Origin of the sequence: Nocardia vinacea NBRC 16497, from assembly GCF_000308835.1 — a bacterium.
GTDB lineage: Bacteria > Actinomycetota > Actinomycetes > Mycobacteriales > Mycobacteriaceae > Nocardia > Nocardia vinacea.
The window spans coordinates 49,572-75,639 of record NZ_BAGN01000219.1; the positions used below are offsets into that span (position 1 = coordinate 49,572).

The window sequence follows — 26,068 nt, forward strand, 5'->3', positions numbered from 1 at the left end:
CGCCCCACCCTCCCCCCGCATGCGATGCGTTCGGGCCGACGGTGCTGCGCGCACCGGAGAATCGAAACGCCGACTGTGATTAATTCCTTGGTATCAGCCGCATTTCCGCTGGTCAAGTGCGTCGTCCTGAGTGAAGAAATCACTTTTGCCGCTGTGATCGCGCCACGCCGAGGCGAACTGGCACCGTAGTACTGAACAACGTGACAAGTCGCAGCGGATGAAAGGGGTTCGCGCGATGCCGATTACGACCACAGAATGGCTCATCACCAGCGATGTGGCGCACGAGGCAGCCTTCCGGATCGATCTGCCCGAGGCCGGCCGCGGCAAATGGCTGCTGTCGTATCTACCGACCGATCGTCGGCTGACGCGGGCGCAGGCACTGGCGGGAATGGTTGTGGCGGAAATGATTCTGCTGGATCAGTTGGATCCGTCCGGTCGGTTCGACCACGAGATCGCCGAATTGCACGCGGCCGAACTGGGTCTCACGCTGCACGAGATCATGTGCCTGCTCGCACTGCGGGCGCGGCTGGAATCGGATCCGGAGCACGAAATCGAACACGCCACAGCCCTTGCCTGAAGACCAACTGGCGCTGCGGGTTCTGCGCCGGACCCGCAGATGCCGCGGCCGCCGTCACCGAGGGGAGGACGGCGGCCGCGGACCGAGACTCAGCCCGCTTTCGCTACCAGCGCCGCCTGTGCCCGCGCGACCTCGCCGCCGACCTTCTCCTCGTCGACAGTGCGCACCTCGCCATCACGAACAACCGTGCGCCCGTTGACGATCAACGCCGCCAGCGGCGGGGCCGAGCCGAGAATCAATGCCGTCACCGGGTCATCGATGCCCGCGTGTGCGGGCGTATCGAGCCGCCACAAGGCGAGATCGGCGAGTTTGCCGGGTTCGATCGACCCGATTTCGGCTTCCCGCCCCAGCACGCGCGCGCCGCCGATGGTGGCCAACTCCAAGGCTTTTCGAGTACTGATTGCGCGCGGCCCACCCCTGGCTCTTGCGTAGAGCAGCGCATTGCGCGGCTCCTCGATCATCGAACTGGATTCATTGCTGGCGGCGCCGTCCACGCCGAGCCCCACCGGCACACCGGCGGAGACCAGATCGGCCGTGCGCGCCGTACCCGCCCCGATCCGAGCATTCGAGGTCGGGCAATGCGCCACTCCGGTACCGGTTTTCGCCATCGTGCCGATGGCAGCGTCGTCCAGGTGGATGCCGTGCGCGTACCAGACATCCGGGCCGAGCCAGCCGAGCCGCTCCATGTACTGGGCGGGTGTACAGCCGAATTTGTCCGCACAGAACTCCGCTTCATCGATCGTCTCGGCTAGATGGGTATGCAGGCGTACGCCGAGATCGCGTGCCAGCACGGCGGATTCGCGCAGCAACTCGGTCGTCACCGAGAACGGCGAACATGGCGCCAGTGCGATCCGCAGCATCGAATCGAATGACGGATCATGCCAGCGCGCAACGGCATCCGCGCTCGCGACGAGAATGGCGTCGAGGGTCTCCACCACCTCGTCGGGCGGCAGCCCACCCGAACTCTGCCCGAGATCCATCGAGCCGCGCGTCGGATGGAATCGCAACCCCACCTCGGCGGCCGCGGCGATCTCCGCGCCGAGCAGGTCACCACCCGCGCGCGGGAATACGTAGTGATGGTCGGTGGACGTGGTGCAGCCGGTGCGGGCCAGCGCGCAGAGCGCACCGGTCGCGGCGACGCGAACCGACTCGTCATCGATGCCCGCCCAGATCGGGTAGAGCGTGGTGAGCCATTCGAACAGCGTGTTATCCGCGGCCAGACCTCGGGTGACCCACTGGTAGAGATGGTGATGGGTGTTCACCAGACCGGGCGTGAGCAGGCACCCACGGCCATCGATGCGGTGCACATCCGCGCCGAGATCGGGCGCATCGCCCGCACCGACCGCGGTGATCCGGTTGCCCTGCACCGTCACATACCCGCGACGGTATTCGGTGCCGTTCGGATCGACAGTCGCCACGGCGCACCCGGCTATGACCGTCGTTGTCGTCATGTAGCTACGGTAGCCATGCGGGCCCGGCTTCCGGGGCATCTTCCCGCTGCACAGTGGCATGGATGAGTCCGTAGGGCCGGTCATCGGCGTGAAAGACCTCGCCATGGTTCTCGATGCCGAATCGACCGAGGTCGAAGTCGAAATGATGCTTGTTCGGCGCGGTCAGTCGGATTTCGGCGAGCACCGGAAAGGCCTCGAGCGCGGCCTTGCCCATTTCGAAGAGCGTCTGCTGCATAGCCTTCGAATGCAGCGTCGCGAAGACCTCGACCATCCGCTGCCGGACGCCCGCGTACACCGCATCCCAGTCCACGCCGGTCGTGGCGGCGAAACGCCACTGCGCGACGAGTGAGGTCGCGAGCATCCGGTCGTGCGTCGGCGCGAGCACGGTGAAATCGTCGGTGAGGAAGTCGGTAAATTCCGAGCCGGTCGACTTGAGGATCACCAGATCCTTCACCCCGCCGATGACCCAGGCCTGCTGCCGGTCGCCCTTGCCCGACACCGTGACCGTCGCGGTCCGCACCTCGGAGCCTTGCCGCACCCAGGTGTGATCGTGCTCGCTGCCGTCGACGGTGACCCGCTGCCACGCATACTCCTCGACCTCGATGCGCGCGCTGTCGACGGGCGCGATCTCGTCTACGAAATGCGCGGCCAGCGTGCACGCATAGTCTTCGATCGGTTGCAGCCCAGGCTTTTTCGCATACGCGTAGGCGGTCTGCTTCTGGGTATCGGTGGGCAGCACCTTCGACTGGTCACCGGCGACATAGGCATCGGCGAAATCGCCACGCAGCACGGTGGATACGTTCACATCGCGGATTTCGTGACGCGGCTGGTCCCGATAGATCCGGACGATGCGGTTCTCCGCCTTTCCGTACCGGTTGTCGGACAGCACGATCGGCCCGGTCAGCTCCATGAATGACTCAGCTCCCTCGGTAGGTGGAAAAGGCGAAGGGCGACAACAGCAATGGGACGTGATAGTGCCGCTCCTCGATGACGACGAACGTGATGGCAACCTCCGGATAGAACGATTCGACCCCGCGCTCGGCGAAGTAAGCGCCGGTACCGAATACCATCCGATATGTGCCGGGTGGCAATGCCGCAGCGAGCGAGGCGATCCGGCCGTCGTCATCGGTGGTTCCGGAACCGAGCACCTCGGTGTCCCGATAGAGCACCACCGCGATACCGGCCGCGGGCGCACCCGCGACGGCATCGAGCACATGTGTACCGATCGTGCTGCTCATTCGGTATCACCGACCAATAGCCGCGCCAACCGAATCCGATTGATCTTCGCCAATTCCGTTCGCATAACCCACCTTTCGGTCTCCGGATCATTTCCGAGCCGGGCGGTGAGCAATTCCAGCAGCTCGTCCCCGGACTTACCGGTCGCGCACACCAGATAGATATGGCCGAACTTCTCCTCATAGGCCAGATTGCCCTCGGCCAGCCCCGCCCGCACCGCATCCTCGGCCTCGGCCACCCCCGCCTGCTCGCGCGCCGATGCCGCGGTATCGGGCCGGGCGCCGATGCGCGGGTGTCCGTCGAGTGCGCGATCGATCTGCGCCTCGGACAATTCGGCCAGCACCGCATCGGCCGTATCGAATACGGCATCGATATTCGCGTACGGCCGCCCGGCGACCAGCGCACGAGCCCATTCCGGCGCAGAGCAACACATGAGCAAGGCCGCATTCGCCTCCGCTTCGGGCAACGCGTCGAATTCCGTGAGGCCCAACCCGTCGGATGTCATCGGACCAGCATCGAATACCACCGACCCGGCCGCCAGTCGAACGAGATAGATCACTTCCGGCGTGTCGCCCGCATCCGGCTGTCGACGTCAAAGCACTTTTCCGTAACCCATTGGCTACGCGGCCGGTCTACCTTCTTTTCATGGCTGCATCACCCGAACCGGTCTGCGCGGGCATCGTCTTGGCCGCCGGCGCCGGCACCCGCTACGGGATGCCCAAGGCATTGGCCGAGGGCGGCGCCTGGCTGCGGTCGGCGGTGGCGGCACTGCGCGACGGCGGCTGTGATCCGGTGATCGTGGTGCTCGGCGCGACCGGACCAGCGCCGGACGCCGTCGACTTACCCGAGGGTGTCGATCATGTGTGGGCGGCGGACTGGGCGACCGGACTCGGGGCCTCGCTGCGGGCGGGTTTGCGAGCCGTCGCGCACACCCCCGCCGAGTACGTCGCGATCATGCCGGTGGATACCCCCGATGTCGGGGCCGATGTGGTCGCCCGGGTGGTCGCCGCGGCCTTCACGGCACCCGCCGGCCTGGCAAGAGCTGTGTTCCACAACACACCCGGCCATCCCGTTGTCATGTCTCATAAGCACTGGACCTCGGTGTATCAAACAGCCGTTAGAGATTCCGGCGGGCGCACCTATTTAGCCGGTAATAACGATATGGTGTGCGTCACGTGCGACGATTTGGCGACAGGCGATGATCGTGACTTCCCGGCCACGCCGCACGCGTGAGCGGAGCTGAACAGATGCGGGACATCGTCGACGACCTATTGCGGGTGTGGCATTCGGGCCGGACAGGTGGACTGGCCACCGTCGTGCGAACTGTTGGTTCCGGACCGCTGCCGGTCGGAACATCGATCCTGATAGACGCCAATGGCGCGGTCTACGGTTCGCTCCTGGGCGGGAGCGTCGAGACGACCGTGATCGAGGCGGCCGCCGATGCCGCGCGCAGCGGTCGACGCGGACTGCACCGCTTCGGCGTCCCGCCGGGCGAGCCCGGATTGGACTCCGGCGGCATGGTCGATGTTTTCGTCGAGCCGTTCTCACGCCGGGACTTTCCAGAATTCCCCTCCATCGCCGCGGAAATCGCCGCGCACCGCCGGGTTACCCTCTTCACCGTGGTGTGGAATCCGGATCCGGATCTGATCGGACAGCATCTGATCACCCCGCAGCGGCATGCGACGGAACTGGTCGCGCTGCCCGAATCCGATGTATTCGTCTCCTCGTTCCCACCACCGCCGCGGCTGATCATCTTCGGCGCCAATGCCTTCGCCGCGGCACTGTCCGTCCAGGCCAAACTGCTCGGCTACCGCGTCACGATCTGCGATTCCCGCGACACCTTCGCAACGCCCGACGCCTTCCCGGGCGCCGAGGTGGTCGTCGACTGGCCGCACCGGTACCTGAATACGCTCTCGGCGGCGGGCGAGATCGATAGCAGCACGGCGATTGTCGTCCTCGGGCACGATCCGACGTTCGAAATCCCGCTGCTCACCGTGGCACTGCGACTACCCGAACTGGGTTACCTCGCCGCAAACGGTTCCTGGTCCGCGCACCTGAGACGCATCGAAGACCTACAAGCGGGCGGCTTCGACAACGCGACGCTGGCCCGCCTGCACTCCCCCGCCGGTCTCGATATCGGGGCACGCACCGCCGCCGAGGTCGCCGTTTCGATCGCCGCCGAACTGCTTGTCGCCCGGTCCGGAACCGAGCGGCGGATTACCGAGAACCGGGACGCCGACCCGCAATTCAGGGAATTACCGGCCAACGCCCCGGTGGCACTCTAGCTCTACTTCAGGCCCGGATTCTCCGCGTACACCTCGCGCAGCACCGAGAGGTCGAACAGCTGGTCGGCCTTGATATCGATCTTGGCATTGCGCAGCGCGGCGATATTCTGCTCGATCAACTGATCGGTCATGGTCAGCAAACCATTGGCGGTCGAATCCGCGGAGACGACGAGGCCGTTCTGCGCGGTCGCCTCCTGGGTCTGTTCGTTCAGATCGAGTTTCTGATCCTTGCCGTATACCTCGACCGCGAGTCGCGCCGATTCGGCCGGATTCGCGACCGCATCCTTCCAGCCCTTGATCTCGGCGATCAGGAAGGCCTTCAGCTTGTCGCGTTCCTTATCGATGGTGGACTGCTTGACCGTCAGGGTCTCGGCCACCAGCGGCAGGTTGTAATCGGCGAAGAGGAAGTTCGTATTCTGGAATCCCTTGGCGGTCAACGTGATCGGCTCATTGGTCACATAGCTGACCCAGCCGTCGACCTCACCGTTGGCCAGCGGCGTCGGATCGTATTGTGCGGGCACGATGGTCACATCGCTCGGCTTCATGCCATTGGCGTTCAGCAGCGCGTTGAAGATCAGCTGATTGGTGTCCTGGACGCCGATCTTGCGGCCCTTCATATCCTGCGGCGTCTTGATGGGCTTGGCGGCGGAGCTGACGATGCAGAACGGGTTCTTCTGATAGGTGGTCGCGACGATCTTGGCGGGTAGGCCCTCCAGGATCGCGGGCGCGGTGGTCTGCGGGGCCGAGGTGCCGAGCCAGACCTTACCGGTGTCCAAGCCCGCCTCGACCGAGGTGCTGGCCGCGCCACCGGCGATCAGATTCACCGAACCGAATCCGGCCTCCTTGTAGTAGCCCTTGGAATCGGCGAAGTATTCGCCCGCGAATTCGATGTTCTTGAGCCAGGACAGCTGGATCGCGACGGAACCGTACTTGGATCCGTCCGCCACCGACCCGCCCGACGAGTCTTTCGAATCATCGCCACATGCGGCCAGCAGGCTCGCACCGCCCAATGCGGCGCCGGCCAGCGCGGAGTAACGAAGCAGGGATCGCCGGTTCAGGTTCGGCCCGAACGAAGAGCGTTGTACGGGGTTCATGGGCCGAATCTAAGGGGATTCCGTTTCGATTTCTTTACTTTGGCGTTCCGAGCATTGATTTACGAAAAACTGACCGGTCAACGGCGACCCGCCTCGGGGCCGAAGCGGGCCAGCACCAGATTTTCGATGACGCCCACGATCGCGTAGAGCAGCACCGAGACGATGGTCACGATCACGATCGAGGCCCACAGCTTGCTGTATTGGAAGGTTGGGATGGCGCGAATCAGACTGGCGCCCAGCCCTGTTCCACTACCCAACCATTCACCGAGCAATGCGCCGATCAGCGCGCCGGGCACCGAAATTCGCGCGGCCGCGAAGACCGAGGGCAGGGCGGCGGGCACGGCGACCATGCGCAATCCGGTCCAGCGGGAGCCGCCGTACGCGGCCACCAGATCCATCGCCTGCCGCGGTGCATTGCGCAATCCCGCCATGATCATCACGAGCGCCGGGAAGAACACGACGATCGCCGCGAGCACCGTCACACCGGCCAGTCCGCGCCCGAATACCAGCACGATGATCGGGGTCAGCGCCACCAGGGGCACCGACCGCAACAGCATTGCCACCGGCATGAACGTCTGCTCGACCACCGAGAACGAGACGAACAGCGCCGCGACGACGAGTGCGGCCAGCATGCCGACTCCGAAGCCGATCGCGGCGTCGCGCAGGGTGATCTGCAGGTCGTCGAGGATCGCCTGACGTGCGGTGTGCGCGCCGGAGGAGTTGAACAGGTACTTCCAGATATCGCTGGGTGTTTTGCCTACTCGGGGGCCGACCTGGGGGAAGGCTTTGAGGAAGACGTACCAGATCACCAGCATCAGCAAGAGTGCGGTGATCAGGGGGAACAGGAAGCGGCCGATGCGGGTGAGCACGTCGAGGGTCCCGGCGGCGGCACCGCGTTGGGGCCGCGTGCTCTCCGCGACAGGCGGCGGTGCGGCGGCATTCATGTGGTCCATCGGCACAAGTTCGTCAGTCATCGCACTCCTCCGAACGGGCACCGCGGCGGCGCGCGCGGTCTCGCCCGACCCGTACTGTTCTGCCCGCCGCGCAACCCACGGCTCGACGCGCGCCAACTTGCGCCACGCGCCCGAATTCATCGGGCGATTGCGCACGCGGTGCGCCGATCTGTGCGCGGCTCATCTCGACTCCTGCGCGGTCCACGGGGTGACAAGTCGAGCGCCGAGCGCGACGATGGCGTAGCCGAGGCCCGCGAGCGCGGCGGCGGCCAGCGCCATCCCCCACGTCCGCGGCACGTTATAGGCGGTCTGCGCAGCAGTCAGCGCAACACCGATCCCACTGTCCACCCCGCCGAGATACTCGCCGATGATCGCACCGAGCACGGCCGACGGCGCGGCAATCTTCAACGCCGCGAACAGATTCGGCAGCGCCGCGATCGCCTGCACCCGGTAGAGCTGCTGCCAGCGACCACCGCCGTAGGCGCGGATCAGGTCGAGACTGGCGACATCGGCCGAGCGCAGTCCGGTGACCGTGCCGACCATGGTGGTGAAGAAGCAGTACATCGCCGCGAGGAATATCGTCGGGGTGCGCCCGCCGAACACCACCAGGATGATCGGACCGAGCGCGAGCAGCGGGATGCAGTAACTGAGGATGGCGAGCTGGGTGGCCAGTGGTTCGATCCACGGGATCAGCACGATCAGCATCGCCAGCGCGATGGCCAGCGCATTGCCCCAGATGAACCCCTTCAGCGCGCCGAGCGCGGTGATCCGGAAGTTCGGGCCGTACAGATCCCAGCCGTCGGTGTACATGGTGTGCAGGACGGTCCACGGACTCGGGATCGTGCCGCCCGCGACCTCCAGCGCGGCCAGCAGCCACCACACCGCGATCAACCCGAGAACGCCGATCAGGCCGCCGATCCGTTTCATGCGACTCCACCCTTGCCGGACTTCCCGAACAGCAGCTCGGAGAGGTAGTCGTGCAACTTGTGGAATTCCGGCGTTCGCATCATCTCGGGTGTGCGCGGGCGCGGCAGATCGATCTTCACCAGTTCCAGCACCCGGCCCGGCCGCGGACTCATCACCGCGACGACATCGGACAGGAAAACCGCCTCGGCGATACCGTGCGTGACCATCAGGGTGGTCGCGGGCTTCTCGGTCCAGATCCGCAGCAGTTCCAGATTCAGCCGCTGCCTGGTCATATCGTCGAGAGCGCCGAACGGTTCGTCGAGCAGCAGCACGGTCGGCTTCACGACCAGTGCGCGCGCGATCGAAACACGCTGGCGCATACCGCCGGACAGCTGCGCCGGTTTGGCCTTCTCGAAGCCCTCCAGGCCGACCAGCCGGACCAGATCCGCGATCAGTCCCGGATCCGGCGAGATGCCCGCGACCTGCAGGGGCAGTTTGATATTGGATTCCACCGAACGCCACGGCAGCAGCGCCGAATCCTGGAAGGCGATGCCGAGTTCGTGTCGGCTGCGCAGTTGGGCGGGGGTTTCACCGTCGATGAGCGTCTTGCCCGTGGTCGGTGTCTCCAGTCCGGCCAAGATGCGCAGCACCGTCGATTTACCGCAGCCCGATGGGCCGAGCAGGGACAGGAACGCGCCCTGTTCGGTATGCAGCTCCACTTCGTCCAGCGCCTGCACCGTCTTCCGGCCGACCCGGAATGTCTTCGTCAAACCGCTGATGTGGATGCCCGTCCCCCCGGTGGGCTCCTCGGTACCGCTCGCCATCATGACCAAAACACTAGGAGCAGGTCGTTGCGCGGATATTGCGAATCGCCACCCCAGATTGCGCAATCGTTACGTGACTTCAGATCCGCGTGCGTCGAACCCCCAGGTCGGGATGAGATATCGACCCGTCCGGGTTACAGCGGAGGTGAACCCACTTTTCGCGCTGCTCGACGCCAAGCTGCATATCGCGGGCTCGGAGATCCTCTGGCGCGAGATCATCGGCAATGGCTTCGGTCTGGCCTCCGCGGTCGGTGGTATGCGGCGGCGGGTGTGGGCGTGGCCGATCGGGATCGCGGGCAATGCGCTGCTGTTCACCGTTTTCGTCGGCGGAATCTTCAACACGCCACAGCATTTGAATATGGCCGGACAGGCCGGTCGTCAGTTGATGTTCATCGCGGTCAGCGTGTACGGCTGGTGGAGTTGGTACCGCCATGCTCGCGCCGAAACCGGACTCGAACATCGCGGCGTCGTGCCGCGCTGGGCCAGCGGGCGCGAACGGCTGGTGCTGGTGACGGCGATGCTGGTCGGCACGGCTGCCTTCGCTCAACTATTCGCGTGGATCGGTTCCTACGGCCCGTGGGCCGAAGCATGGATCTTCACCGGATCGGTCCTGGCGACCTATGGAATGGCACGCGGGCTCGCCGAATTCTGGCTGATCTGGATCGCCGTCGATCTCGTCGGCGTGCCATTGCTGTTGCAGGCGGGCTATTACCCGTCCGCGACGCTGTATCTGATCTATGCGGGCTTCGTCGCGTGGGGCTTCGCCGTCTGGGCGCGCACCCTGCGCCAACCGGCCCCTGTGGTCGCTGATCTCGCGCCTTCGCGTCCCTAGAAGTTTTTTCGCAACCTCCGATGAATCGGCGCGGCGGCGCCGGTATGTACCCGCAAAACCCATCGGAGGAAGTAATGAAGATGACCACGGGACAGCGCTGGGTACTGGCGCTGACATCACTCGCGGGTTTGATGATCGTGCTCGACGCACTGGTCGTCACGACCGCGATGCATGCGATCCAGCTCGATCTGCACGCATCGATCGGCGAGCTGGAATGGACGATCAATGCCTACAACCTGAGTTTCGCGGTGCTATTGATGGCGGGCGCGGCGCTCGGTGACCGCTACGGCCGCAGGCGGGTGCTCGTCGGCGGGTTGGCATTGTTCAGCGCGGCGTCGGCCGGATGTGCGCTGGCACCGAATCTGGGTCTGTTGATCGCCGCGCGGACGGCGCAGGGCATCGGGGCCGCCGCCATCATGCCCGTGGCGGTGGCCTTGCTCTCGGCGGCGTTCCAGCCGGAGCAGCGGACCAAGGCGCTCGGACTATTCGCGGCGGCAACCGGATTGGCCACCCTCGGCGGACCGCTCGTCGGGGGTGCGGTGGTGCAGGGCTTGGCTTGGCAGTGGATCTTCTGGTTGAACCTGCCGATCGGGGCGGTGCTGATCCCGCTGGTGCGCGCGCGGCTGGCTGAAAGTGTGGGCGAGGCACGCAGATTGGACCTTCCCGGGATCTCGTTGGTGAGCGTCGCCGCCTTCGGCATCGTCTGGGGTCTGATTCGGGGAAATGAATCCGGTTGGGCCAGCACCGAAGTCGTGCTCGCCTTCTTGGCAGGTGCGGTGGCACTGATCGGATTCATACGCTGGGAGCTGCGCACCACCGCGCCGCTGATTCCCATGCGTTTCTTTGCCTCGCGCGCCTTCTCCGCGGGCAATGCGGTCGGATTCCTGCTGGCCGCCTCGATTTTCAGCGGTGCGTTCTTCTTCGCCCAGTTCCTGCAGATCGTGCAGCAACAAGGCCCACTCGGTGCTGGGCTGCGCCTGGCGCCGTGGACGGTCACCCTGTTCCTGGTGGCGCCGATCGCGGGCAAGCAGGTTAACCGGTTCGGTGAACGTCCGCTGGTTGTCACCGGTTTGCTCATGCAGGCCGTCGGCTACGGGTGGATCGCCGTCACCACCGGACCGGACCTGCCGTACACCGCGATGATCGCGCCCTTCGTCATCTCCGGCGTCGGTGTGTCGATGGCGATTCCCGCCGCGCAGAGCGCGGTACTGCGCGCGGTTCCGATGCCCGCTGTCGGCGCCGCGTCGGGCACCTACAACACCCTGCGCCAACTCGGTGGCGCCTTCGGAATAGCGGTTCCCGCAGCTGTTTTCGCGGCGGTGGGTGGCTTCACCAGCGCGCGGGCCTTCAGCGACGGTTTCGCGGCCGCCATCGGTACCGCTGCTTCGCTTGCCCTCCTCGGCGCCGCGATCGGCCTGCTTATCCCGGCCGGTGCGCCGGTCCCGCCAGCACCCGCTGAGCGGTTTTCGGCCGACCCTGCGGGGACACCGAGCGGCGGTGTTACCTCCGGCTCGGCAGCTCGCGAGGACCGCACCGGGGTGAAGGCATGACCAGCGCCACAGATTCCTCGGTAGGTTGTGCACCCATGACGGTCAGTGCGGATTTCGCGGCGCGCACCGCGCCCCACCGGTCCGAACTGCTCGCGCACTGCTACCGGATGCTCGGGTCGATCCACGATGCCGAGGATCTGGTGCAGGAGACGATGCTGCGGGCCTGGCGCTCAGCCGACCGTTATGACGAGGATCGCGCATCGCTGCGCACCTGGCTGTATCGGATCGCCACCAATGCCTGCCTGACCGCGCTCGAACAGCGCGGCAGGCGAGCGCTGCCCACCGGGCTTGCCGGGCCCAGCGATACCGTGGCCACCAAACCGGAGCGCCATCCCGAAATCCCTTGGCTGGAACCGATTCCCGATGCCCTGCTCGGCACCTCCGCCGACGATCCGGCAACCGTGATCGCGGCCCGCAGCGGAATCCGACTCGCATTCATCGCCGCGCTGCAATACCTCCCCGCCCGCCAGCGCGCGGTATTGATCCTGCGCGACGTACTCGCCTGGTCCGCGGCCGAAGTCGCCGACCTGCTCGAAACCTCCACCGCCGCGGTCAATAGCGCACTGCAACGCGCCCACGCCCAATTGGAAAAAGAGGCCCCCATGCTCGACCGCATATCGGAATCGTTGAGCCCGGACGAACGCGCGATGATCGACCGCTACGTAACCACCTTCGGCAATGCCGACATGGCCGAATTCGCCAAGCTGCTGCGCGACGATGTGGTCCTCGAAATGCCGCCCGCCCTGCTCTGGTTCGCCGGACGCGCGCACGTCGTCGAATTCTTCACCGACAAGTGCGGTTCCACACCCGACGAGTGGCGCGCAATCCCAACCTCCGCCAACACCCAACCCGCCATCGCCTACTACCGATTGGACGAAAACAACACCTACCACGCTCATTCCATCCACCTGCTCACGTTGCGCGATGCGGCTATCGACCGGATCACCGTCTTCCTCGATGCATCCCTCTTCGCCGGCTTCGGCCTCCCGACCACCCTCTGAACCAGGTTTCGAAGTGGTTCGGTCACGCATCTGGGTGGGCTGGATTGTCGAGCTTGTCGGCGGCTGCTGGTAGGAACGGTGCGTGGACCTACAAACCGCCGCAGCAGCGCTCGCGGATGCGTCTCTGCGAGATGAGGCGGTGGACGCGATGGCGGCCGCAGGTGATTATGTGATCGAGCCGCTACTCGACGAGTTGGTCGATCCGGATTCGTGGCTCGACCGCTCGGGCGTTATCGCGGTGCTGCGGCGGTTCGGGCCCGTCGCCTATCGCCCGCTCATCGTGCAACTCGCGATCGCGCAGACTCCGGACGCCGTCGAGTTGTGCTGTCGGGCATTGGGAATTACGGCGGCTTCGGATGCCGCGGATTTCGCGCTCCAGGTGTGCAGCGAAGATGCGGAGGTGCGAGCGGGCAGCGCCTTCGTGCTCGGCTACCGTCGCCGCAGTGAGTACGCGCCGTTGCTGGTGCCGTTGCTGGCGGATCCGGTGCAGCGAGTACGTGACGAAGCGATCGGCGCATTCGGCCGGCTGGGTCGCTCCGCAGTGCCGTTGTTGCGCCGGGTCCGAGGCTCTCGCGCGCCCGAGCGGCGGTATGCACTGGCGGCGCTCACCCAGATCGGCTGGGACACACCAGAACCACGCGACTCGGCGATCTTGGCCCGGCTTATGCGGGCCAAGATCGCGGCAGAGGTTCCCCAAGCCTTTGCCCCGCAAGATAGCTGGTATGCCATCGAAACCACAGACCGGGCCGCGGTACTGGACGCGTTCGACCTGTCCGATCCGGTGGCGGTGACCTGGTCGATAGGCACCGATACCTGGCGCGGCCACGACGCGAGACACAGCCGCGCCGCTTACGACGAGCACGCCGATTGCGCCCGGATGTATGTGAGTCCCGTGCTCGACGGTTGGACCTTGGTGTTCGGCACACCCGTCGCCGACGGAGAACTCGATCGCCATGATCACGAGTTGAACCGGCTGCTCGACATCGAGGGCGATTACACCCCGGACGGCCGCGAACACCAGCGCCGGCAAGCCCGCTGCGCGGCCCTGAGCGAGCAGTTCGGGCAGGCGCACTGGTACGGCCAGAACTACGAAAGCGGCTGCGACGACTGGTGGGGATGGTGCCTGGCAGAGCAGGGGAAGGTGCTGCGCTACTACTACAGGGACTGGAGCGAATACATCGAGCCGATTCAATTCGGCCCGGGACACGCAGCAGAGACCGGCCTGCCGATCGATTCGACCGGGACCGAGAACAGGTTCGGGCGGCAAGACGGAATTCCCGACACAGTGAGACCAATGCTGATTGCCGGACGCACCTCGGTCGATCCGTCGCGAATCAGCGCGAACACCCGTACTCGAGGACACGGCGTGCTGGCACTGACTGCCTGCGGGCGGCGCCTGGGCCACCGCGGCGCCTTAAGCATCGAGAACCCCGTCCGAGCAGTCGGCTAGCGAACCGCCTAAACCACGTCGACCCGAACCCCCGCCGCCCGAATCGTCGCCACCGCAGCCGGATCCGCGTCCGAATCCGTCACCAGGACATCCACCTGCTCGATCCCGCAGATCCGAGCCAGCGCCGAGCGCTCCAACTTGTCCGCGGTGGCGACGACCATCACCTGCCCGGACCGCCGCACCATCTCGGTTGTCACCCCCGCTTCGTCAATGTGCCGACATTGCGCGCCACCCTCGGCGGAAATCGCATTCACTCCGAGAATCAGTGCATCCAAACGCAATTCGGCCAACGCCCGCTCGGCAAGCGGCCCATGCAGCTCATAGGATTCCCGCCGCGCCACCCCGCCCAGCACGATCGTGCGCATATGTGGCCGCAGCACCATCTCACCCGCGATATTGAGCGCGTTGGTAACGATGGTCAGTTGGTCGCCAGTAGCATTCGCCAAATCTGTCCGTCCGGCCAATGCCCGCGCCACGGCGGTCGTGGTTGTGCCACCGTTCATTCCGACTACCGTGCTCGGTTCGATAAGTCCTGCAGCATGTTCCGCGATCCGCTGCTTCGGCTCATCCGCAGCCTGCCGGTAGCGCGCAGGCAGATCGTAGGCGACCGAAGTCGCGACCACACCACCATGCGTCCTGGTCGCCAACTGCTGTTCGGCGAGTGCGGTGAAATCGCGGCGCACCGTCGCCGGGGAAACCCCCAGGCGTTCGGCGGCTTCTTCTACCGAGAGCCGCCCGGTCTCGGCGAGCAGTTCCAGCAGTCGGTTCCATCGCTGCGGCCGGTCAGTCGGTCCGGTCATTTCATATCTTCCCGCCCACACGGACGACCTGCCGTTTTTCCATGCACGCGAACAATCTGACCACACGCACGTGCGGACGGTAGAGATTCGGCCGCCGTATTGCCAAGCCGGACATCTTTATCACCGCGCCCGCAGCCCATCGAGCACAAGCTCGACCACCCGACGGACCGCCTCCGGATACGACTCACCGGCCCGGGTATAGATCTGCACGGTCATCAGCGCGGCCACCTCCCCGGGCTCGATATCGATGCGCATGGCACCGGCCGCCTGCGCCTCCCTGGTCATCTGCGAGACCAGCTCGACAATCCGCCCCCGCACCTCGCGCAACCGCGGATCGGCCTGAATCTCGGCATGCAGATTCGGCTCGATCGCCGATGCCAGCGCACCGACCCGCCGCTGCGCACATTCGTGCAGAAACCGCGAAAGCGCAGGCCACGCAGCATCCTCCTGTTCCGATGCGGTCGCCGCCAACTGAGCCAGATCCGCGAGGTAGGACTGGGCGGTCTCCGCGATCAACGCATCCCGATCCGGGAAGTGCCGATACAGCGTGCCGACACCCACCCCCGCCCGATCCGCTATCTCCTTCATCGGCACGTCGACGCCGCGCTCGCGGAACGTCAGCAGGGTCGCGGCAATGATCTGATCGCGGTTGTTCCTGGCATCCGCCCTCTTCAGACCGGTCGTCATGCGCACCTCCAAGACTAAGTGGACGAAATCCTTCCGCTTACTGTACTCTTTCACTAACCGGACGAAATTCGTCCACTTAGCCGAGAGGTGTTGCCATGAACAAGACGGTTCTGATTTCGGGCGCGGGCGTCGGCGGCTCGCCCCTGGCGTACTGGCTGGCCGAGCGCGGCCTCCAGGTCACGGTGGTCGAGCGGGCGGCGGGACAACGCTCCAGCGGAAACCCGGTCGACGTAAAAGGACCCGCGATCGACGTGGTCGAGCGCATGGGCATCATGCCGCGGCTGCGCGCCGCGAATTCCGCCGTGTCCCACATGAATTTCGTCAATGCGAGCGGCCGGCGCGTCGCCCGGGTCGACCTGAAGGCGTTCCAGGGATCGGCGGGCGAGCGCGAGGTCGAGGTCCCCCGCGCCGATCTCGCCGCAATCCTGCTCGACGCGAGCCGCGACAAAGCCGAATTCCTTTGGGGCGACACAGTTGCCGGCCTGACCCAGCACGCCGAGGGCGTCGACGTCACCTTCGAACACGCCCAACCCCGCCGCTTCGACTTCGTAATCGGTGCGGACGGCCTGCATTCGGTGGTGCGCCGCTTGACCTTCGGCGACGAATCCGAATTCGTCCGGCATATGGGCATCTACATCGCCACCATCCGGCTCGATGAAGCATTCGGCAGCGACCGCGAAGTTCTCATCTACAACACACCTGGACGGGCACTGTCGGTGCACCCGACGAAGGGGCGCGCCCTCGCGGCATTCATGTTCCGGCACAAGGGCGTACCCGGTTTCGACCACCGCGATACCGAACTGCACAAGCGCCTGGTCATCGAGGCCTTCACCGATCAGGGCTGGCGGGTTCCCGAATTGCTGGACCGCGTTCGCGACACCGACGACCTGTTCTTCGACTCCGTCAGCAAAGGCGAGCTGCCGCGCTGGTCGGACGGACGCATCGCACTGCTCGGCGACGCCGCATCCTGCGTCTCACTGTTCGGCGACGGCTCCACCCTCGCGATCGCCGGTGCGTACACGTTGGCGGAGGAACTGGCAGCCACACCCGAGGACCACCAGGGCGCATTCCAGCGCTACGAGACCCGGCACCGGGTACTGGTCGATCCCAAACTCGATGGGGTGACTACCGCGGCGGCGATGCTCATTCCGGCGACGAAGGCCGGAATTGCACTGCGCAATACCGCAACTCGGCTCCTTCCGGCTGTCACGGCCATTCGCAACCGGGCCCGGCACGCCGCTTGAAGGTCAGGCCGATCCCACCGTCAATTCAACGCAAGCCCGGAATTCACGAAGTACGCGATCTCCTCGCATATTTCATCGAGTGACACCTCGGTATCGGGATGGGTGGTCCGCACCAACTCCTGGGCCAGCGAATTCACCGCGCCGATCACCGCGAGCGCGAACAGATCGAACCGGCGCGCCTTGGTCTCGCCGCGCTCGACGGCCCGCTCCGCCTCGCTGATCAGCAGCGATGAGAGCAGGCGGCGCTGCTGCCTGCGCCAATCCTCCACGGCCGAACTGACGCCGACCACTTCGACGTAACACACCCGCGCCGACCGATGATCGGCGCAGGTCACCTCGAGGTAGGCCCGGAAACTGTCCACGACCCGCATCGAAAGCGGTTGGCCCGCAGTCTTCGACATACTTTCCAGTGCTCGTTCGACCGCATGCGAGGTAATGCGATTGACCAGCGCGATCAACAATGCCTCGCGACTGCCCATATCTTCGTAGAAACTACGGGTGGAAACATTCGCGACGGCACACAGCCGTTCGATCGAGGTGGCCGCATAGCCCTGGGTGCCGAATAATTCCAACGCGGCGTCGATGAGTCGCGCCTGCCGCTGGGCTACCCGCTGCTGCTTGGACAGCCCGCCGTAACTGCGGCCCTCCTTGGGTTCGTCATCCTGTCGTGCCACGGATTCGATGCTACCGGCCGGAAGCGCCTACCCCGGGGCACGGACATCCGGATGACCGCTACTTCTGTGCGCGGACGGCCTGCCCGGACCAACGCTTGTGCCAAGGGCGGCAACAGTTCCGAGAACGCCTGCGCGAAGCCGGCGGGGGCACAAGGCCACCCGCCGCCTCTCGGACGATTACTTCACGCTGCCCGCGGTAAGCCCCGCAACCAGGCGCTTCTCGATGAACGCGAACAGGATGACCACCGGAACGATGCCCACCGTGGAGATCGCGAAGACGTACTGCCACGCCGTGTCGTACTGCCCGACGAATTTGGTCAGCGCTACCGACAGCGGCTGGTTTTCCGGCGTGGTCAGCACCACCAGGCTCGCCGCGAATTCGTTCCAGCAGGCCACCACCACGAAAATCGTCGCGGTGACGATGCCCGGCCACACCAGCGGCAGACTCACCCGGATCAGGATCTGCCAGCGACTCAGTCCATCGAGCTGCGCGGCCTCCTCGATCTCCACCGGAACGGCGGCGAAGAAGCTGTGCAGGATCCACACCGCGAACGACAGGTTGAACGCGGCGTTGACCAGGATCATGGCCAGCCAGGTGTCGTTGATACCGAGGGTGAAGAACTCCCGGATCAGGCCGGTCACCAGTACCGTCGGCTGCAACATCTGGGTGACCAGCACCAGTGCGAGGAATACCGCGCGTCCCGGAAACTTGTGCCGCGCCGTGTAATACGCGGCCGGGATGGCCACCACGAGCACCAGTAGTGTGGCGCAGACCGAGATGATGATCGTGCTCACCAAGTTGTACGGCAGCGGCGTCTCCGGGGTATCCCACATGGTGGAGTAGTTGTCCGGATGCCAGGTCTCGGGCAGATACGTCGGCGGGATGCGCAGGATTTCGGCGCGGCTCTTCAGCGAGCCGAGCACCATCACCACGAACGGGGTCAGGAAGATGACGGCAAGCACCACCCCGACCGCGGTCAGTTCCCACCGCCGCCGCCGAGATCGGCCGGTCGGGACCTCGGCAACCGTTGCGTCCGGCGGGATTTCCACACCCGCGATGTGAATGTCGGCCTGTGTCGTCATGCGTCCACCTGCTGGGTCGGCTTGATGACCTTCACATAGATCGCGATGATGACCACGATCAGCGCGAAGTTGAGCACGCTCATGGCGGCGGCGGTGTCGAGCTGTTGGTTCTGCCGAATCAGCTTGAACGTCAACGTCGTCGTCGTATCCGCACCGAAGCCCGCGATACTGCCGGTGATCACCTGCAGAATGGGCAGCGAGTTGAACACATTGATGATGTTGATGATCGTCGCCACCGCGATCGCCGGACGCAGTTGCGGCAGTGTGAGATACCGATAGCGCTGCCACGCACTGGCGCCGTCGACCCGGCCCGCCTCATCGATCTCGGCCGGAATCGATTGCAGCCCAGCCAGAATCGTGTAGGTGGTGAACGGGATCGAGACGAAGACCGCTACGCCGATCGCCACCAGGAAGGCGGGCGTCGGCTGTTTGGTGAAGCCGTAGCCCCGGTCCAGCAGCCCGATATCGACCAGGAACCGGTTGGCGATGCCGACATCGGGATCGAGCATGTAATAGAAGATGGTCGTCGTCATCACGACCGAGGCCGCCCACGGCACCAGGATCGCCATACGCACCGCGGTGCGTCCCGGGAAATCCTTGTTGAGGAACTGCGCCAGCCCCGCCGAGAGCACCAGGGTGATCAGCACGACGCTGACCACCCAGACCACGGTATGCGCCAATACCGATCCCAATTCGCTGATATCGAACAGGTTTCGGTAGTTGGCCAGTCCGGCGGGACCGCGGTCCTGGCCGTAGGCGCTCAGGTCCCGGGTGCTGGTCCAGACCATATAGCCGACCGGGAACGCGACGATGGCCGCGATCAGCACCAGGGACGGCCCGATCCAGGGGGCGGCCCGCAGTGTCGAATTCTTCCCTGAAAGTACCCGGGTTCCTGTGGATCCCACGCTATTTCGCTGCTTCCTGAATCCGCTGCAACACCTGAGCCGGGTCAGCACCCTGCGCGATGGTGCCCATCTGCTGATGCATGGCACCCTGCGCCGCAGCCCATTTCGGGTTATTGCTCGGGTAGAACTTGGCCACCGGCAGGGTCGACGCGAAGGCCTTGGTCACCGGGTCGTCGGCGAGCACCGCGGTGGCACTGGTCGTGATCGGGATGAAGTGCTCGTTCTTGACGAAGTTCGAGTACACATTCGCCGAGTAGAAGAAGTCGAGGAACTTCTTGATCGTCTCGGCCTTCGTGCCGTCCTTCTTGAACGCCATCAGGTGATCGGCCACGCCCAGCGTGACGGGCGCACCGTCCTTGGTCGGCGAGGGCGCGGTGGCGTACTTCAGACCCGGATTCTTATCGGCGATCTGCGCGATGGTGGGCGGCAGCCCCTCGATCATCCCGATCTTGCCCTGGATAAAGGAGTTGATGACGTCCTTGCGGTTGGTCGCACCCGGATTCGGCTGGGTGACACCGGCATCGAAGATCTCCCGCATGGCCTTGACCCCCTCCAGGTTCTGCGGGGTATCCACGGTGATCTTGTCGCCATCGGACCAGTTGCCGCCCGCGCCGAAGGTCCACAGCGACGTCTCGGCCTGCGATTCCTCACTGCCCAGCGGCAGACCGTAGCCGGAAACACCGCCGCCGAGCGCCTGGATCTTCTTGGCGGCATCGGTCAGCTCGGCCCAGGTCTTGGGCGGTGTGGTCACCCCGGCCTTCGCGAAGAGGTCGGTGTTGTAGAACAGGGTCCGCGTGGAGGCGAACAGCGGCATCGCATACTGCGTGCCGTTCAGCGAGGCGTTCTTGGCGAAGCCGGGCTGCACGTCCGACAGCACATTCGGGGAGACGACCTCGGATACCGGATAGAGCATGCCGTCACCGGCGAAGCTGGCATAGGCGTCGATATTCAGCAGATCCGGGGTGGTGGACTTGGACTGCAGTTTGGTCTTCACCACATCGTTGATCGACTCCCAGGATTCCATCTGCAGGTTGACCTTGTAGTCCGGGTTCTGCTTCTGGAAGTCGTCGATGATGCGGTCCCACAGAGCCTTGGTGCCATTGGCACCGTCGCTGTAGGTGGGAGCCAGGAAGTTGATCGTCTTATCGGAGTCGGCCGAATCCTTCGAGCCGAAACCACAGGATGAGACGGCGAGCGCGAGGCCGGTGACCAGCGCGATCCCCGCGAGGACGCCGTGGAGGGGTCTTTTCACGAGCAGAACCTTTCAAATTTTCGCTCCGGGCGCTACCGCACCGCCGATGATGGAGCGAACGAATCGACTGACCAACAATCTAGACCCAATAGTGATCATATGTGACTGATTCGCTCGTAAATTTGACATGAACGATCACATGGGTTGATTCTGTTGGTGTGCCGATCTCCGCTCACCCCACCCCCGTGACTCATCTGGCCGTCGAAGTCGCCACCCAGCCGGACGACTGGGTTCGCGCCGAGACCACCGCCGCCGAATACCGCGCCGTGTTGCCCCAACCAGGCGAGCGCGTCGCAGTCATCGGCTGCGGCACTTCCCTGTTCATGTCCCGTGCCATCGCGTCACTGCGCGAGGGCTCGGGACAGGGCATTACCGACGCCTGGCCCGCCGGCGAGGTCCGCGCCGGTCGCGATTACGACCGCTACCTGGTCATCTGCCGCTCCGGCACAACCACCGAGGTGGTCGATGCCATGCGCGCGATTCCGACACACATGCCGCGCACCGTCATCTGCAGTAGTCCGGGCACCCCGGTGCTCGACCTGGGCGATCCGATCCTGATCGACGAGGTCGACGAGCAGTCGGTGGTGCAGACCCGTTTCGCCACCACCGCGCTGGCGATTCTGCGCTGGCATCTCGGCGAGGATCTGCGTCCGGCCATCGAGCAGGCCAGGGCCGTACTCGCCGAGGATCCGGCTACGGCACTGGCCGATGTACGTCGTGCCGAGCAGATCAGCTTCGTCGGTATGGGTTTCGCGGCCGCGATCGCCGAGGAGGCGGGGCTCAAGCTGCGCGAATCCTGCCAGTCCTGGACCGAGTCGTATCTGCAGACCGAATACCGACACGGACCGATCAGCATCTCCACCCCCGGCCGCGCCGTCTGGGCCTTCGGCCCTCTGGTCCCCGATTTCGCGGCCGATGTAGCCGTCACCGGGGCGCACTTCGAACATCGCGATATCGATCCGATGGCCGATCTGTTGCGAGTGCACCAGCTCTGTGTGCTGCGCGCCGCCGACCAAGGGCTCGACCCGGATCATCCGCGCAACCTCAACCGTTCCGTCGTTCTGGATCGGTGAGCGGTCGCTACCAGGAACTACTGTGCGGATATGGGAACGGAACAGCCCCCGACCACCGTGCACCGCGACGATCTCGCGGACCGCACGGGCGTGGGCAGGGGATGGCAGGGAGGCGGAGCCGAACAGCAACCGGTCACGGCGTTGACCGATGATCTGCTGGTGCTCGGCCTCGATGTCGGCGGCACCACGATGAAGGGTGAGGTCACCGATGCCGCGGGCACGGTGCTCGCCTCGGGTGTGGTGGCCACGCCGCAGGGCGAGGCGGCCTTCGAAACCATGGGGGCACTCGGCGATCAGTTGCTGGCAGAGTTGACAGATGACCAGCGCGATCGCGTCGCGCGCGCGGCGGTACTGCTGCCGGGCATTGTCGATCCGGTCCGTTCGATCGCGGTATTCAGCAGCAATGTCGGATGGCGCGATGTGCACATCGGCGATCGGTTCACCGATCGCTGGGGTACGCCGGTGCTGATCGAGCACGATGTCGCGGCGGCGGGCTGGGCCGAATGGCGGTTCGGCGCCGGGCGCGGCCACGACGACGTCTGCGTGGTCATTCTGGGCACCGGCATCAGCGGCACTCTTTCCGTCGGTGGCCGTTTGATGCGCAGCGCGTACGGGCAGACCGGCGAATACGGGCACATCCCGGTGCGGCACGCCGACGGATTGCGCTGCCCCTGCGGCAATATCGGCTGCGTGGAGACCGTGGCGTCGGGCGCGGCCATCGCCCGCGCTTACGCGAAGCGAACCGGTCACGAAACAGCAAGCGCGGCCGATGTTTTCGCGATACTGGAGACCGATCCCGACGCCAAAGCCGTGGTCGCCGAAGCGATCAGCGCGCTTGCCGACGGACTGCTCGGCCTCATCCATGCGGCCTGTCCCGAATTGATCATTCTCGGCGGCGGTCTGGCCGGGGCCGGACCCGCGCTGACCGAACCCCTGCACCACACCATTGCCGAACGCCTGCGCGTGGTGCCCGCGCCGCGGGTTGTGCTCGGCGAGTTCGGTGCCCGCGCGGGGCTCATGGGTGCGGCACTGTTCGCCAGACAGGGAGCGCTCACATGACTCGCGTCGAGACGAGTGCAGGTCCAGCGCGTCGATTGCGGCGCATCCAGCCGATGGGCTCGGTCGCACGATACGAAATGCGGATCGGCGAGATGGCGCAGACCCATGCAGGGTTGCCCGCATGAGCCTCGAGATTCGCGGGCGGATCGTATCGGCGACATCCGAATTCGACGACGGCGTCGTATCGATCCGCGCAGACCGGATCGACCGGGTCCGCACGCTCGCGGACTGGGTTGCCGCACATCCGGATTCGACCGTTCCCCCATTCTCCGGCACCGTACTGCCCGGCCTCGTCGATATTCACAACCACGGTGGCTTCGGCCATCGGTTCGACACCGTCGACGGTGCCGAGGCCCGCGCCGCCGCCGAGTTCCATCACACGCACGGCTCCACCACCGTGCTGGCCAGCGTTGTCACCGGCGCCGCGCCTGACATGATCGCGCAGGTAGCGACGCTGCGATCCTTGGCGGCGGACGGCACCATCGGCGGAATCCATGCCGAGGGACCGTTTCTGGCCGCCGCACGGTGTGGTGCGCAGGATCCCCGATATCTGCGCGATCCCGATCTCGAGCTGGCCGAACGACTGCTCGCTGCCGCCGGCGGACATCTGCGGGTCATGACGCTCGCCCCGGAGCTGCCGGGATTCGACAAGGTCGCCCAACGTCTGTCCGACAGCGATGTGGTGGTGTCGCTTGGCCACAGCGATACCGATTTCCCCCGGTTCCGGCAGGCCCTGCGACCCAATGGATTCGGCAGTCTGGTCACGCACTTGGCCAATGGAATGCCGCCACTGCATCACCGAACGCCCGGTCCGGTGGCTGCCGCACTCGTCGCAGCGGCGCAGCGCGAGGTCGTCGTCGAGCTGATCGGCGACGGGGTACACGTCGACTCCGGTTTCGGCGCTTTGGTTTTCGCGACCGCGCCCGGCCAAGTCGCGCTGATCACCGACGCGATGCAGGCCGCGGGCATGCCCGACGGCGAATATCAGCTCGGTCCGCAAGTCGTCCACGTCGCCGATGGCGTGGCACGGATAGCCAATGGATCCATCGCGGGCGGCACCGCTCACCTCCTGCACTGCCTCGCTTGGGCGGTCCGAGAGTGCGGTGTGCCGTTGCGCGAGGCTGTGATTGCCGCCACTTCGGTACCGGCAGCGGCGGCAGGACTGGCCGATGTGGGCGACCTCAGGACCGACCATTTCGCCGACCTGCTGATAGTCGATGACAATCTACAGTTGCGCCGGGTGCTCAGACGTGGACAGTTGTTGACGTGATCCTCACCGTGACAATGAATCCCGCCTACGACATGACCTACCGAGTAGAGCATTTCGAGCGCGGCCAGGCCCATCGGGTCCGTTCGGTCGAGCAGCGCATCGGCGGCAAGGGCATCAATGTGACGCGGGTGCTCAATCAGCTCGGAAAATATGCCAGGGCAACGGGATTCTCCGACCACGCCTTCGCGGCCGCGGCCGAGCTGGAGATGCCGGTCGACTTCGTGCACGCACTGCCCTGGGTCCGGCGCACGGTGGTGATCAGCGAATCGGGCGACGGTACCGCGACCGCACTGTGGGAGCCGGGTGCACGGGTGTCGAATCCACATGCCGCCGAACAGCTCTCGGTCCGCGTTTCGGGCATGCTGCCCGATATCAACGGCCTGGTCATCTCTGGATCACTGCCGGGCGGCATCGCCCACGGCCTGCCTGCCGAAATCGCGCGCACCGCCATCGCCGCCGGTGTCCCGACCGTCTGCGATGTCGACGGCGAGTCATTGCGCCTGGCCGCCCAGGTCCCCGGCATCGTGCTGATGCCGAATACCGAAGAGCTGGAACGTCTCACCGGCCGGGTCCCGGTGACCCCCGACGAAGTCGCCACGGCCGCACGGCCGCTCATCGAACGCGGGGTGCGGGCGGTGATCGCCACCCGTGGCGCCGAGGGCATGGTGGTGGTCACCGCGGAGGGCGCGTGGTCGGCGGTCCTTCCCGAACCACTCGCCGGAAACCCCACCGGCGCGGGCGATTCCGCGACAGCCGCGGTGATCGCGGCCCTGTCGGATGCGAAGGACACCCCCGACTGGCCCGCCGTTCTGGTCGACGCCGTCGCCACCTCGGCCGCCGCGGTCGTCATCCCGGTCGCCGGTGAAATCGACCGCCGCCTGCGCACCCAGATCGCACCGACGGTGATCGTCGAACGACTAGCCACCCCGCAGGAGACCCACCCATGACCTCGAGACCCGTCGCGGACCTGATCGCGGCCGCCCGCCCGGGCGGTCTCGGCGCCTTCAATGTGATCACCATCGAACACGCCGAGGCCATCGCCGCAGCGGCTGAGGCGTCGAAACTACCGGTGCTGCTCCAACTTTCGGAGAATACGGTGCACTACCACGGCAATCTCGCCCCGATCGCGCTGGCCTGCTTGCGCATTGCCGCCGACAGCAGCGCCGATATCGCCGTGCACCTGGACCACGCCACGTCGTTCGAACTCATTCGCACCGCGGTCGACCTCGGCATCCGCTCGGTCATGTACGACGGCTCCACCCTCGACTACGCCGAAAATGTCGCTGCCACTGCCGATATCGTCCGCTGGTGCCACGACCGCGATGTCTTCGTCGAGGCCGAACTCGGCGAGGTGGGCGGTAAGGACGGTGCGCACGCCCCCGGCGTCCGCACCGATCCGGACGAGGCCGTCGAATTCGTCGCGACAACCGGCGTGGATGCCCTCGCCGTGGCCGTCGGGTCCTCGCACGCCATGCAGACCCGCACGGCCGCACTCGATAACGACCTGATTGCCCGGCTGGCCGCGAAAGTTCCCGTCCCCCTTGTGCTGCACGGCTCCTCGGGTGTCCCCGACGCGGGTCTGCGCGCCGCGGTCGAGCACGGCATGACCAAAATCAATATCGCCACCCGGCTGAATGTCCTTGCCACCGAAGCGATCCGGGCCGCACTCGCGGACGACGTGACCATTGCCGATCCACGCAGGTACCTGAAGCCCGCTCGTGACGCGATCCAGGTCGAGGTCGAACATCTGCTGCGGGTGCTCGCCGGATAGGTCTCTCCAGCCGGGGGAAAGATGGCCAGCCATCGATGGGCAGCGATGATACGATGAATTGCTATTAGTTTAGCTAAGGATTTGCTGTCCG

General features: G+C 65.5%; 27 protein-coding genes. 13 read left to right on the forward strand and 14 right to left on the reverse strand.

All coding sequences use genetic code 11. The annotated features are described in order from the left end of the window. Nucleotides 1–235 precede the first annotated feature (235 nt). Nucleotides 236–577, forward strand: a complete 342-nt coding sequence (locus tag ON44_RS30645; protein ID WP_040696410.1) for a hypothetical protein — start codon at nucleotides 236–238, stop codon at nucleotides 575–577. 89 nt (nucleotides 578–666) lie between these two features. Here the strand turns inward: ON44_RS30645 and ON44_RS30650 are convergent, their stop codons facing one another. From ON44_RS30650 to uraD, 4 genes are read right to left on the reverse strand one after another with little or no spacing between them, the layout of a single operon-like run. Next, a complete protein-coding gene (locus ON44_RS30650) occupies nucleotides 667–2,028 on the reverse strand; it encodes an 8-oxoguanine deaminase (RefSeq protein WP_040696412.1) in 1,362 nt (453 codons plus the stop codon). 4 nt (nucleotides 2,029–2,032) lie between these two features. Next, entirely contained in the window at nucleotides 2,033–2,938 is a 906-nt protein-coding gene (pucL, locus tag ON44_RS30655) for a factor-independent urate hydroxylase (protein WP_040696415.1), read from the reverse strand. Nucleotides 2,939–2,945: 7 nt separating this feature from the next. Further along, nucleotides 2,946–3,266 (reverse strand): hydroxyisourate hydrolase, encoded by a 321-nt coding sequence (uraH, locus tag ON44_RS30660; protein ID WP_040696417.1) that lies wholly within the window; start codon nucleotides 3,264–3,266, stop codon nucleotides 2,946–2,948. Continuing rightward, on the reverse strand, nucleotides 3,263–3,769 hold the full coding sequence (gene uraD, locus ON44_RS30665) for a 2-oxo-4-hydroxy-4-carboxy-5-ureidoimidazoline decarboxylase (protein WP_040696512.1): 507 nt from the start codon (nucleotides 3,767–3,769) through the stop codon (nucleotides 3,263–3,265). Before uraD ends, uraH begins: the two co-directional genes overlap by 4 nt. Nucleotides 3,770–3,909: 140 nt before the next feature. Between uraD and ON44_RS30670 the strand changes: the two genes are divergently transcribed. Both ON44_RS30670 and ON44_RS30675 read left to right on the forward strand, forming a co-directional pair. Further along, nucleotides 3,910–4,497 carry a nucleotidyltransferase family protein gene (locus ON44_RS30670; RefSeq protein ID WP_040696419.1) on the forward strand — a complete coding sequence of 196 codons (588 nt, stop codon included), beginning with the start codon at nucleotides 3,910–3,912 and terminating at the stop codon, nucleotides 4,495–4,497. Nucleotides 4,498–4,511: 14 nt separating this feature from the next. After that, complete coding sequence (locus ON44_RS30675) at nucleotides 4,512–5,549, forward strand: XdhC family protein (protein WP_063721654.1); 1,038 nt, start codon at nucleotides 4,512–4,514, stop codon at nucleotides 5,547–5,549. 2 nt (nucleotides 5,550–5,551) lie between these two features. On the opposite strand, the gene ON44_RS30680 is transcribed toward ON44_RS30675, so the two are convergent. The 4 genes from ON44_RS30680 to ON44_RS30695 all read right to left on the reverse strand — a co-directional run bounded on the left by ON44_RS30680 (nucleotide 5,552) and on the right by ON44_RS30695 (nucleotide 9,329). After that, a complete protein-coding gene (locus ON44_RS30680; protein ID WP_040696421.1) occupies nucleotides 5,552–6,643 on the reverse strand; it encodes an ABC transporter substrate-binding protein in 1,092 nt (363 codons plus the stop codon). A gap of 77 nt (nucleotides 6,644–6,720) precedes the next feature. After that, a complete protein-coding gene (locus ON44_RS30685) occupies nucleotides 6,721–7,458 on the reverse strand; it encodes an ABC transporter permease (protein ID WP_373283222.1) in 738 nt (245 codons plus the stop codon). Between the two features lie 318 nt (nucleotides 7,459–7,776). Continuing rightward, nucleotides 7,777–8,523: an ABC transporter permease gene (locus tag ON44_RS30690; protein ID WP_040696422.1), complete on the reverse strand. Its 747-nt coding sequence runs from the start codon at nucleotides 8,521–8,523 to the stop codon at nucleotides 7,777–7,779. Further along, nucleotides 8,520–9,329 carry an ABC transporter ATP-binding protein gene (locus ON44_RS30695; RefSeq protein WP_040696424.1) on the reverse strand — a complete coding sequence of 270 codons (810 nt, stop codon included), beginning with the start codon at nucleotides 9,327–9,329 and terminating at the stop codon, nucleotides 8,520–8,522. The genes ON44_RS30690 and ON44_RS30695 overlap by 4 nt, the downstream gene beginning before the upstream one ends. 142 nt (nucleotides 9,330–9,471) lie before the next feature. Between ON44_RS30695 and pnuC the strand changes: the two genes are divergently transcribed. The 4 genes from pnuC to ON44_RS30715 all read left to right on the forward strand — a co-directional run bounded on the left by pnuC (nucleotide 9,472) and on the right by ON44_RS30715 (nucleotide 14,159). Next, nucleotides 9,472–10,158, forward strand: coding sequence for a nicotinamide riboside transporter PnuC (gene pnuC, locus ON44_RS30700; RefSeq protein ID WP_040696426.1), 687 nt, complete (start codon nucleotides 9,472–9,474; stop codon nucleotides 10,156–10,158). A 74-nt stretch (nucleotides 10,159–10,232) separates the two neighbouring features. Next, the gene (locus ON44_RS30705) at nucleotides 10,233–11,708 is read left to right on the forward strand and encodes a DHA2 family efflux MFS transporter permease subunit (RefSeq protein WP_063721653.1); all 1,476 of its coding nucleotides are present in this window, start codon (nucleotides 10,233–10,235) and stop codon (nucleotides 11,706–11,708) included. A gap of 35 nt (nucleotides 11,709–11,743) precedes the next feature. After that, entirely contained in the window at nucleotides 11,744–12,709 is a 966-nt protein-coding gene (locus tag ON44_RS30710) for a sigma-70 family RNA polymerase sigma factor (protein ID WP_040696428.1), read from the forward strand. An 82-nt stretch (nucleotides 12,710–12,791) separates the two neighbouring features. Continuing rightward, on the forward strand, nucleotides 12,792–14,159 hold the full coding sequence (locus tag ON44_RS30715; RefSeq protein ID WP_040696430.1) for a HEAT repeat domain-containing protein: 1,368 nt from the start codon (nucleotides 12,792–12,794) through the stop codon (nucleotides 14,157–14,159). An 8-nt stretch (nucleotides 14,160–14,167) separates the two neighbouring features. Here the strand turns inward: ON44_RS30715 and ON44_RS30720 are convergent, their stop codons facing one another. Further along, the gene (locus tag ON44_RS30720) at nucleotides 14,168–14,959 is read right to left on the reverse strand and encodes a DeoR/GlpR family DNA-binding transcription regulator (protein WP_040696433.1); all 792 of its coding nucleotides are present in this window, start codon (nucleotides 14,957–14,959) and stop codon (nucleotides 14,168–14,170) included. A 120-nt stretch (nucleotides 14,960–15,079) separates the two neighbouring features. Then, nucleotides 15,080–15,646 (reverse strand): TetR/AcrR family transcriptional regulator, encoded by a 567-nt coding sequence (locus ON44_RS30725; protein ID WP_040696436.1) that lies wholly within the window; start codon nucleotides 15,644–15,646, stop codon nucleotides 15,080–15,082. A gap of 95 nt (nucleotides 15,647–15,741) precedes the next feature. Here ON44_RS30725 and ON44_RS30730 point away from each other — a divergent pair, with 95 nt between their 5' ends. Beyond that, the gene (locus ON44_RS30730) at nucleotides 15,742–16,890 is read left to right on the forward strand and encodes an FAD-dependent monooxygenase (protein ID WP_040696440.1); all 1,149 of its coding nucleotides are present in this window, start codon (nucleotides 15,742–15,744) and stop codon (nucleotides 16,888–16,890) included. Between the two features lie 20 nt (nucleotides 16,891–16,910). Here ON44_RS30730 and ON44_RS30735 read toward each other — a convergent pair whose 3' ends face one another. From ON44_RS30735 to ON44_RS30750, 4 genes are all read right to left on the reverse strand, one after another. After that, the gene (locus tag ON44_RS30735; protein WP_040696443.1) at nucleotides 16,911–17,564 is read right to left on the reverse strand and encodes a TetR/AcrR family transcriptional regulator; all 654 of its coding nucleotides are present in this window, start codon (nucleotides 17,562–17,564) and stop codon (nucleotides 16,911–16,913) included. A 177-nt stretch (nucleotides 17,565–17,741) separates the two neighbouring features. Further along, nucleotides 17,742–18,647 (reverse strand): carbohydrate ABC transporter permease, encoded by a 906-nt coding sequence (locus ON44_RS30740; protein WP_083898233.1) that lies wholly within the window; start codon nucleotides 18,645–18,647, stop codon nucleotides 17,742–17,744. Continuing rightward, nucleotides 18,644–19,552 carry a carbohydrate ABC transporter permease gene (locus ON44_RS30745; RefSeq protein ID WP_040696445.1) on the reverse strand — a complete coding sequence of 303 codons (909 nt, stop codon included), beginning with the start codon at nucleotides 19,550–19,552 and terminating at the stop codon, nucleotides 18,644–18,646. Before ON44_RS30745 ends, ON44_RS30740 begins: the two co-directional genes overlap by 4 nt. Nucleotide 19,553: 1 nt before the next feature. Next, nucleotides 19,554–20,804 carry an extracellular solute-binding protein gene (locus ON44_RS30750; protein ID WP_051182617.1) on the reverse strand — a complete coding sequence of 417 codons (1,251 nt, stop codon included), beginning with the start codon at nucleotides 20,802–20,804 and terminating at the stop codon, nucleotides 19,554–19,556. Nucleotides 20,805–20,962: 158 nt separating this feature from the next. On the opposite strand from ON44_RS30750, the gene ON44_RS30755 reads away from it, so the two are divergent. The 5 genes from ON44_RS30755 to ON44_RS30775 all read left to right on the forward strand — a co-directional run bounded on the left by ON44_RS30755 (nucleotide 20,963) and on the right by ON44_RS30775 (nucleotide 25,977). Beyond that, on the forward strand, nucleotides 20,963–21,877 hold the full coding sequence (locus ON44_RS30755) for an SIS domain-containing protein (protein WP_040696447.1): 915 nt from the start codon (nucleotides 20,963–20,965) through the stop codon (nucleotides 21,875–21,877). A gap of 30 nt (nucleotides 21,878–21,907) precedes the next feature. Continuing rightward, nucleotides 21,908–22,936: an ROK family protein gene (locus tag ON44_RS30760; RefSeq protein ID WP_083898234.1), complete on the forward strand. Its 1,029-nt coding sequence runs from the start codon at nucleotides 21,908–21,910 to the stop codon at nucleotides 22,934–22,936. 121 nt (nucleotides 22,937–23,057) lie between these two features. Continuing rightward, nucleotides 23,058–24,206: an N-acetylglucosamine-6-phosphate deacetylase gene (locus ON44_RS30765; protein WP_040696449.1), complete on the forward strand. Its 1,149-nt coding sequence runs from the start codon at nucleotides 23,058–23,060 to the stop codon at nucleotides 24,204–24,206. Further along, a complete protein-coding gene (locus ON44_RS30770; protein WP_040696451.1) occupies nucleotides 24,203–25,153 on the forward strand; it encodes a 1-phosphofructokinase in 951 nt (316 codons plus the stop codon). Before ON44_RS30765 ends, ON44_RS30770 begins: the two co-directional genes overlap by 4 nt. After that, on the forward strand, nucleotides 25,150–25,977 hold the full coding sequence (locus ON44_RS30775; protein WP_040696454.1) for a class II fructose-bisphosphate aldolase: 828 nt from the start codon (nucleotides 25,150–25,152) through the stop codon (nucleotides 25,975–25,977). The genes ON44_RS30770 and ON44_RS30775 overlap by 4 nt, the downstream gene beginning before the upstream one ends. Nucleotides 25,978–26,068 lie beyond the last annotated feature (91 nt).

Bases quoted from the DNA above. Each gene is read 5' to 3' on its own strand.
- ON44_RS30650 (WP_040696412.1), bottom strand. From the start codon at position 2,028: ATGACGACAACGACGGTCATAGCCGGGTGCGCCGTGGCGACTGTCGAT.
- ON44_RS30775 (WP_040696454.1), top strand. From the start codon at position 25,150: ATGACCTCGAGACCCGTCGCGGACCTGATCGCGGCCGCCCGCCCGGGC.
- ON44_RS30765 (WP_040696449.1), top strand. From the start codon at position 23,058: ATGAGCCTCGAGATTCGCGGGCGGATCGTATCGGCGACATCCGAATTC.
- ON44_RS30645 (WP_040696410.1), top strand. From the start codon at position 236: ATGCCGATTACGACCACAGAATGGCTCATCACCAGCGATGTGGCGCAC.
- ON44_RS30670 (WP_040696419.1), top strand. From the start codon at position 3,910: ATGGCTGCATCACCCGAACCGGTCTGCGCGGGCATCGTCTTGGCCGCC.
- uraD (WP_040696512.1), bottom strand. From the start codon at position 3,769: ATGACATCCGACGGGTTGGGCCTCACGGAATTCGACGCGTTGCCCGAA.
- ON44_RS30690 (WP_040696422.1), bottom strand. From the start codon at position 8,523: ATGAAACGGATCGGCGGCCTGATCGGCGTTCTCGGGTTGATCGCGGTG.
- ON44_RS30680 (WP_040696421.1), bottom strand. From the start codon at position 6,643: ATGAACCCCGTACAACGCTCTTCGTTCGGGCCGAACCTGAACCGGCGA.
- ON44_RS30720 (WP_040696433.1), bottom strand. From the start codon at position 14,959: ATGACCGGACCGACTGACCGGCCGCAGCGATGGAACCGACTGCTGGAA.
- ON44_RS30730 (WP_040696440.1), top strand. From the start codon at position 15,742: ATGAACAAGACGGTTCTGATTTCGGGCGCGGGCGTCGGCGGCTCGCCC.
- pucL (WP_040696415.1), bottom strand. From the start codon at position 2,938: ATGGAGCTGACCGGGCCGATCGTGCTGTCCGACAACCGGTACGGAAAG.
- ON44_RS30725 (WP_040696436.1), bottom strand. From the start codon at position 15,646: ATGACGACCGGTCTGAAGAGGGCGGATGCCAGGAACAACCGCGATCAG.
- ON44_RS30740 (WP_083898233.1), bottom strand. From the start codon at position 18,647: ATGACGACACAGGCCGACATTCACATCGCGGGTGTGGAAATCCCGCCG.
- ON44_RS30705 (WP_063721653.1), top strand. From the start codon at position 10,233: ATGAAGATGACCACGGGACAGCGCTGGGTACTGGCGCTGACATCACTC.
- uraH (WP_040696417.1), bottom strand. From the start codon at position 3,266: ATGAGCAGCACGATCGGTACACATGTGCTCGATGCCGTCGCGGGTGCG.
- ON44_RS30695 (WP_040696424.1), bottom strand. From the start codon at position 9,329: ATGATGGCGAGCGGTACCGAGGAGCCCACCGGGGGGACGGGCATCCAC.
- ON44_RS30760 (WP_083898234.1), top strand. From the start codon at position 21,908: ATGGGAACGGAACAGCCCCCGACCACCGTGCACCGCGACGATCTCGCG.
- ON44_RS30675 (WP_063721654.1), top strand. From the start codon at position 4,512: ATGCGGGACATCGTCGACGACCTATTGCGGGTGTGGCATTCGGGCCGG.
- ON44_RS30710 (WP_040696428.1), top strand. From the start codon at position 11,744: ATGACGGTCAGTGCGGATTTCGCGGCGCGCACCGCGCCCCACCGGTCC.
- ON44_RS30685 (WP_373283222.1), bottom strand. From the start codon at position 7,458: ATGCTGGTGATCTGGTACGTCTTCCTCAAAGCCTTCCCCCAGGTCGGC.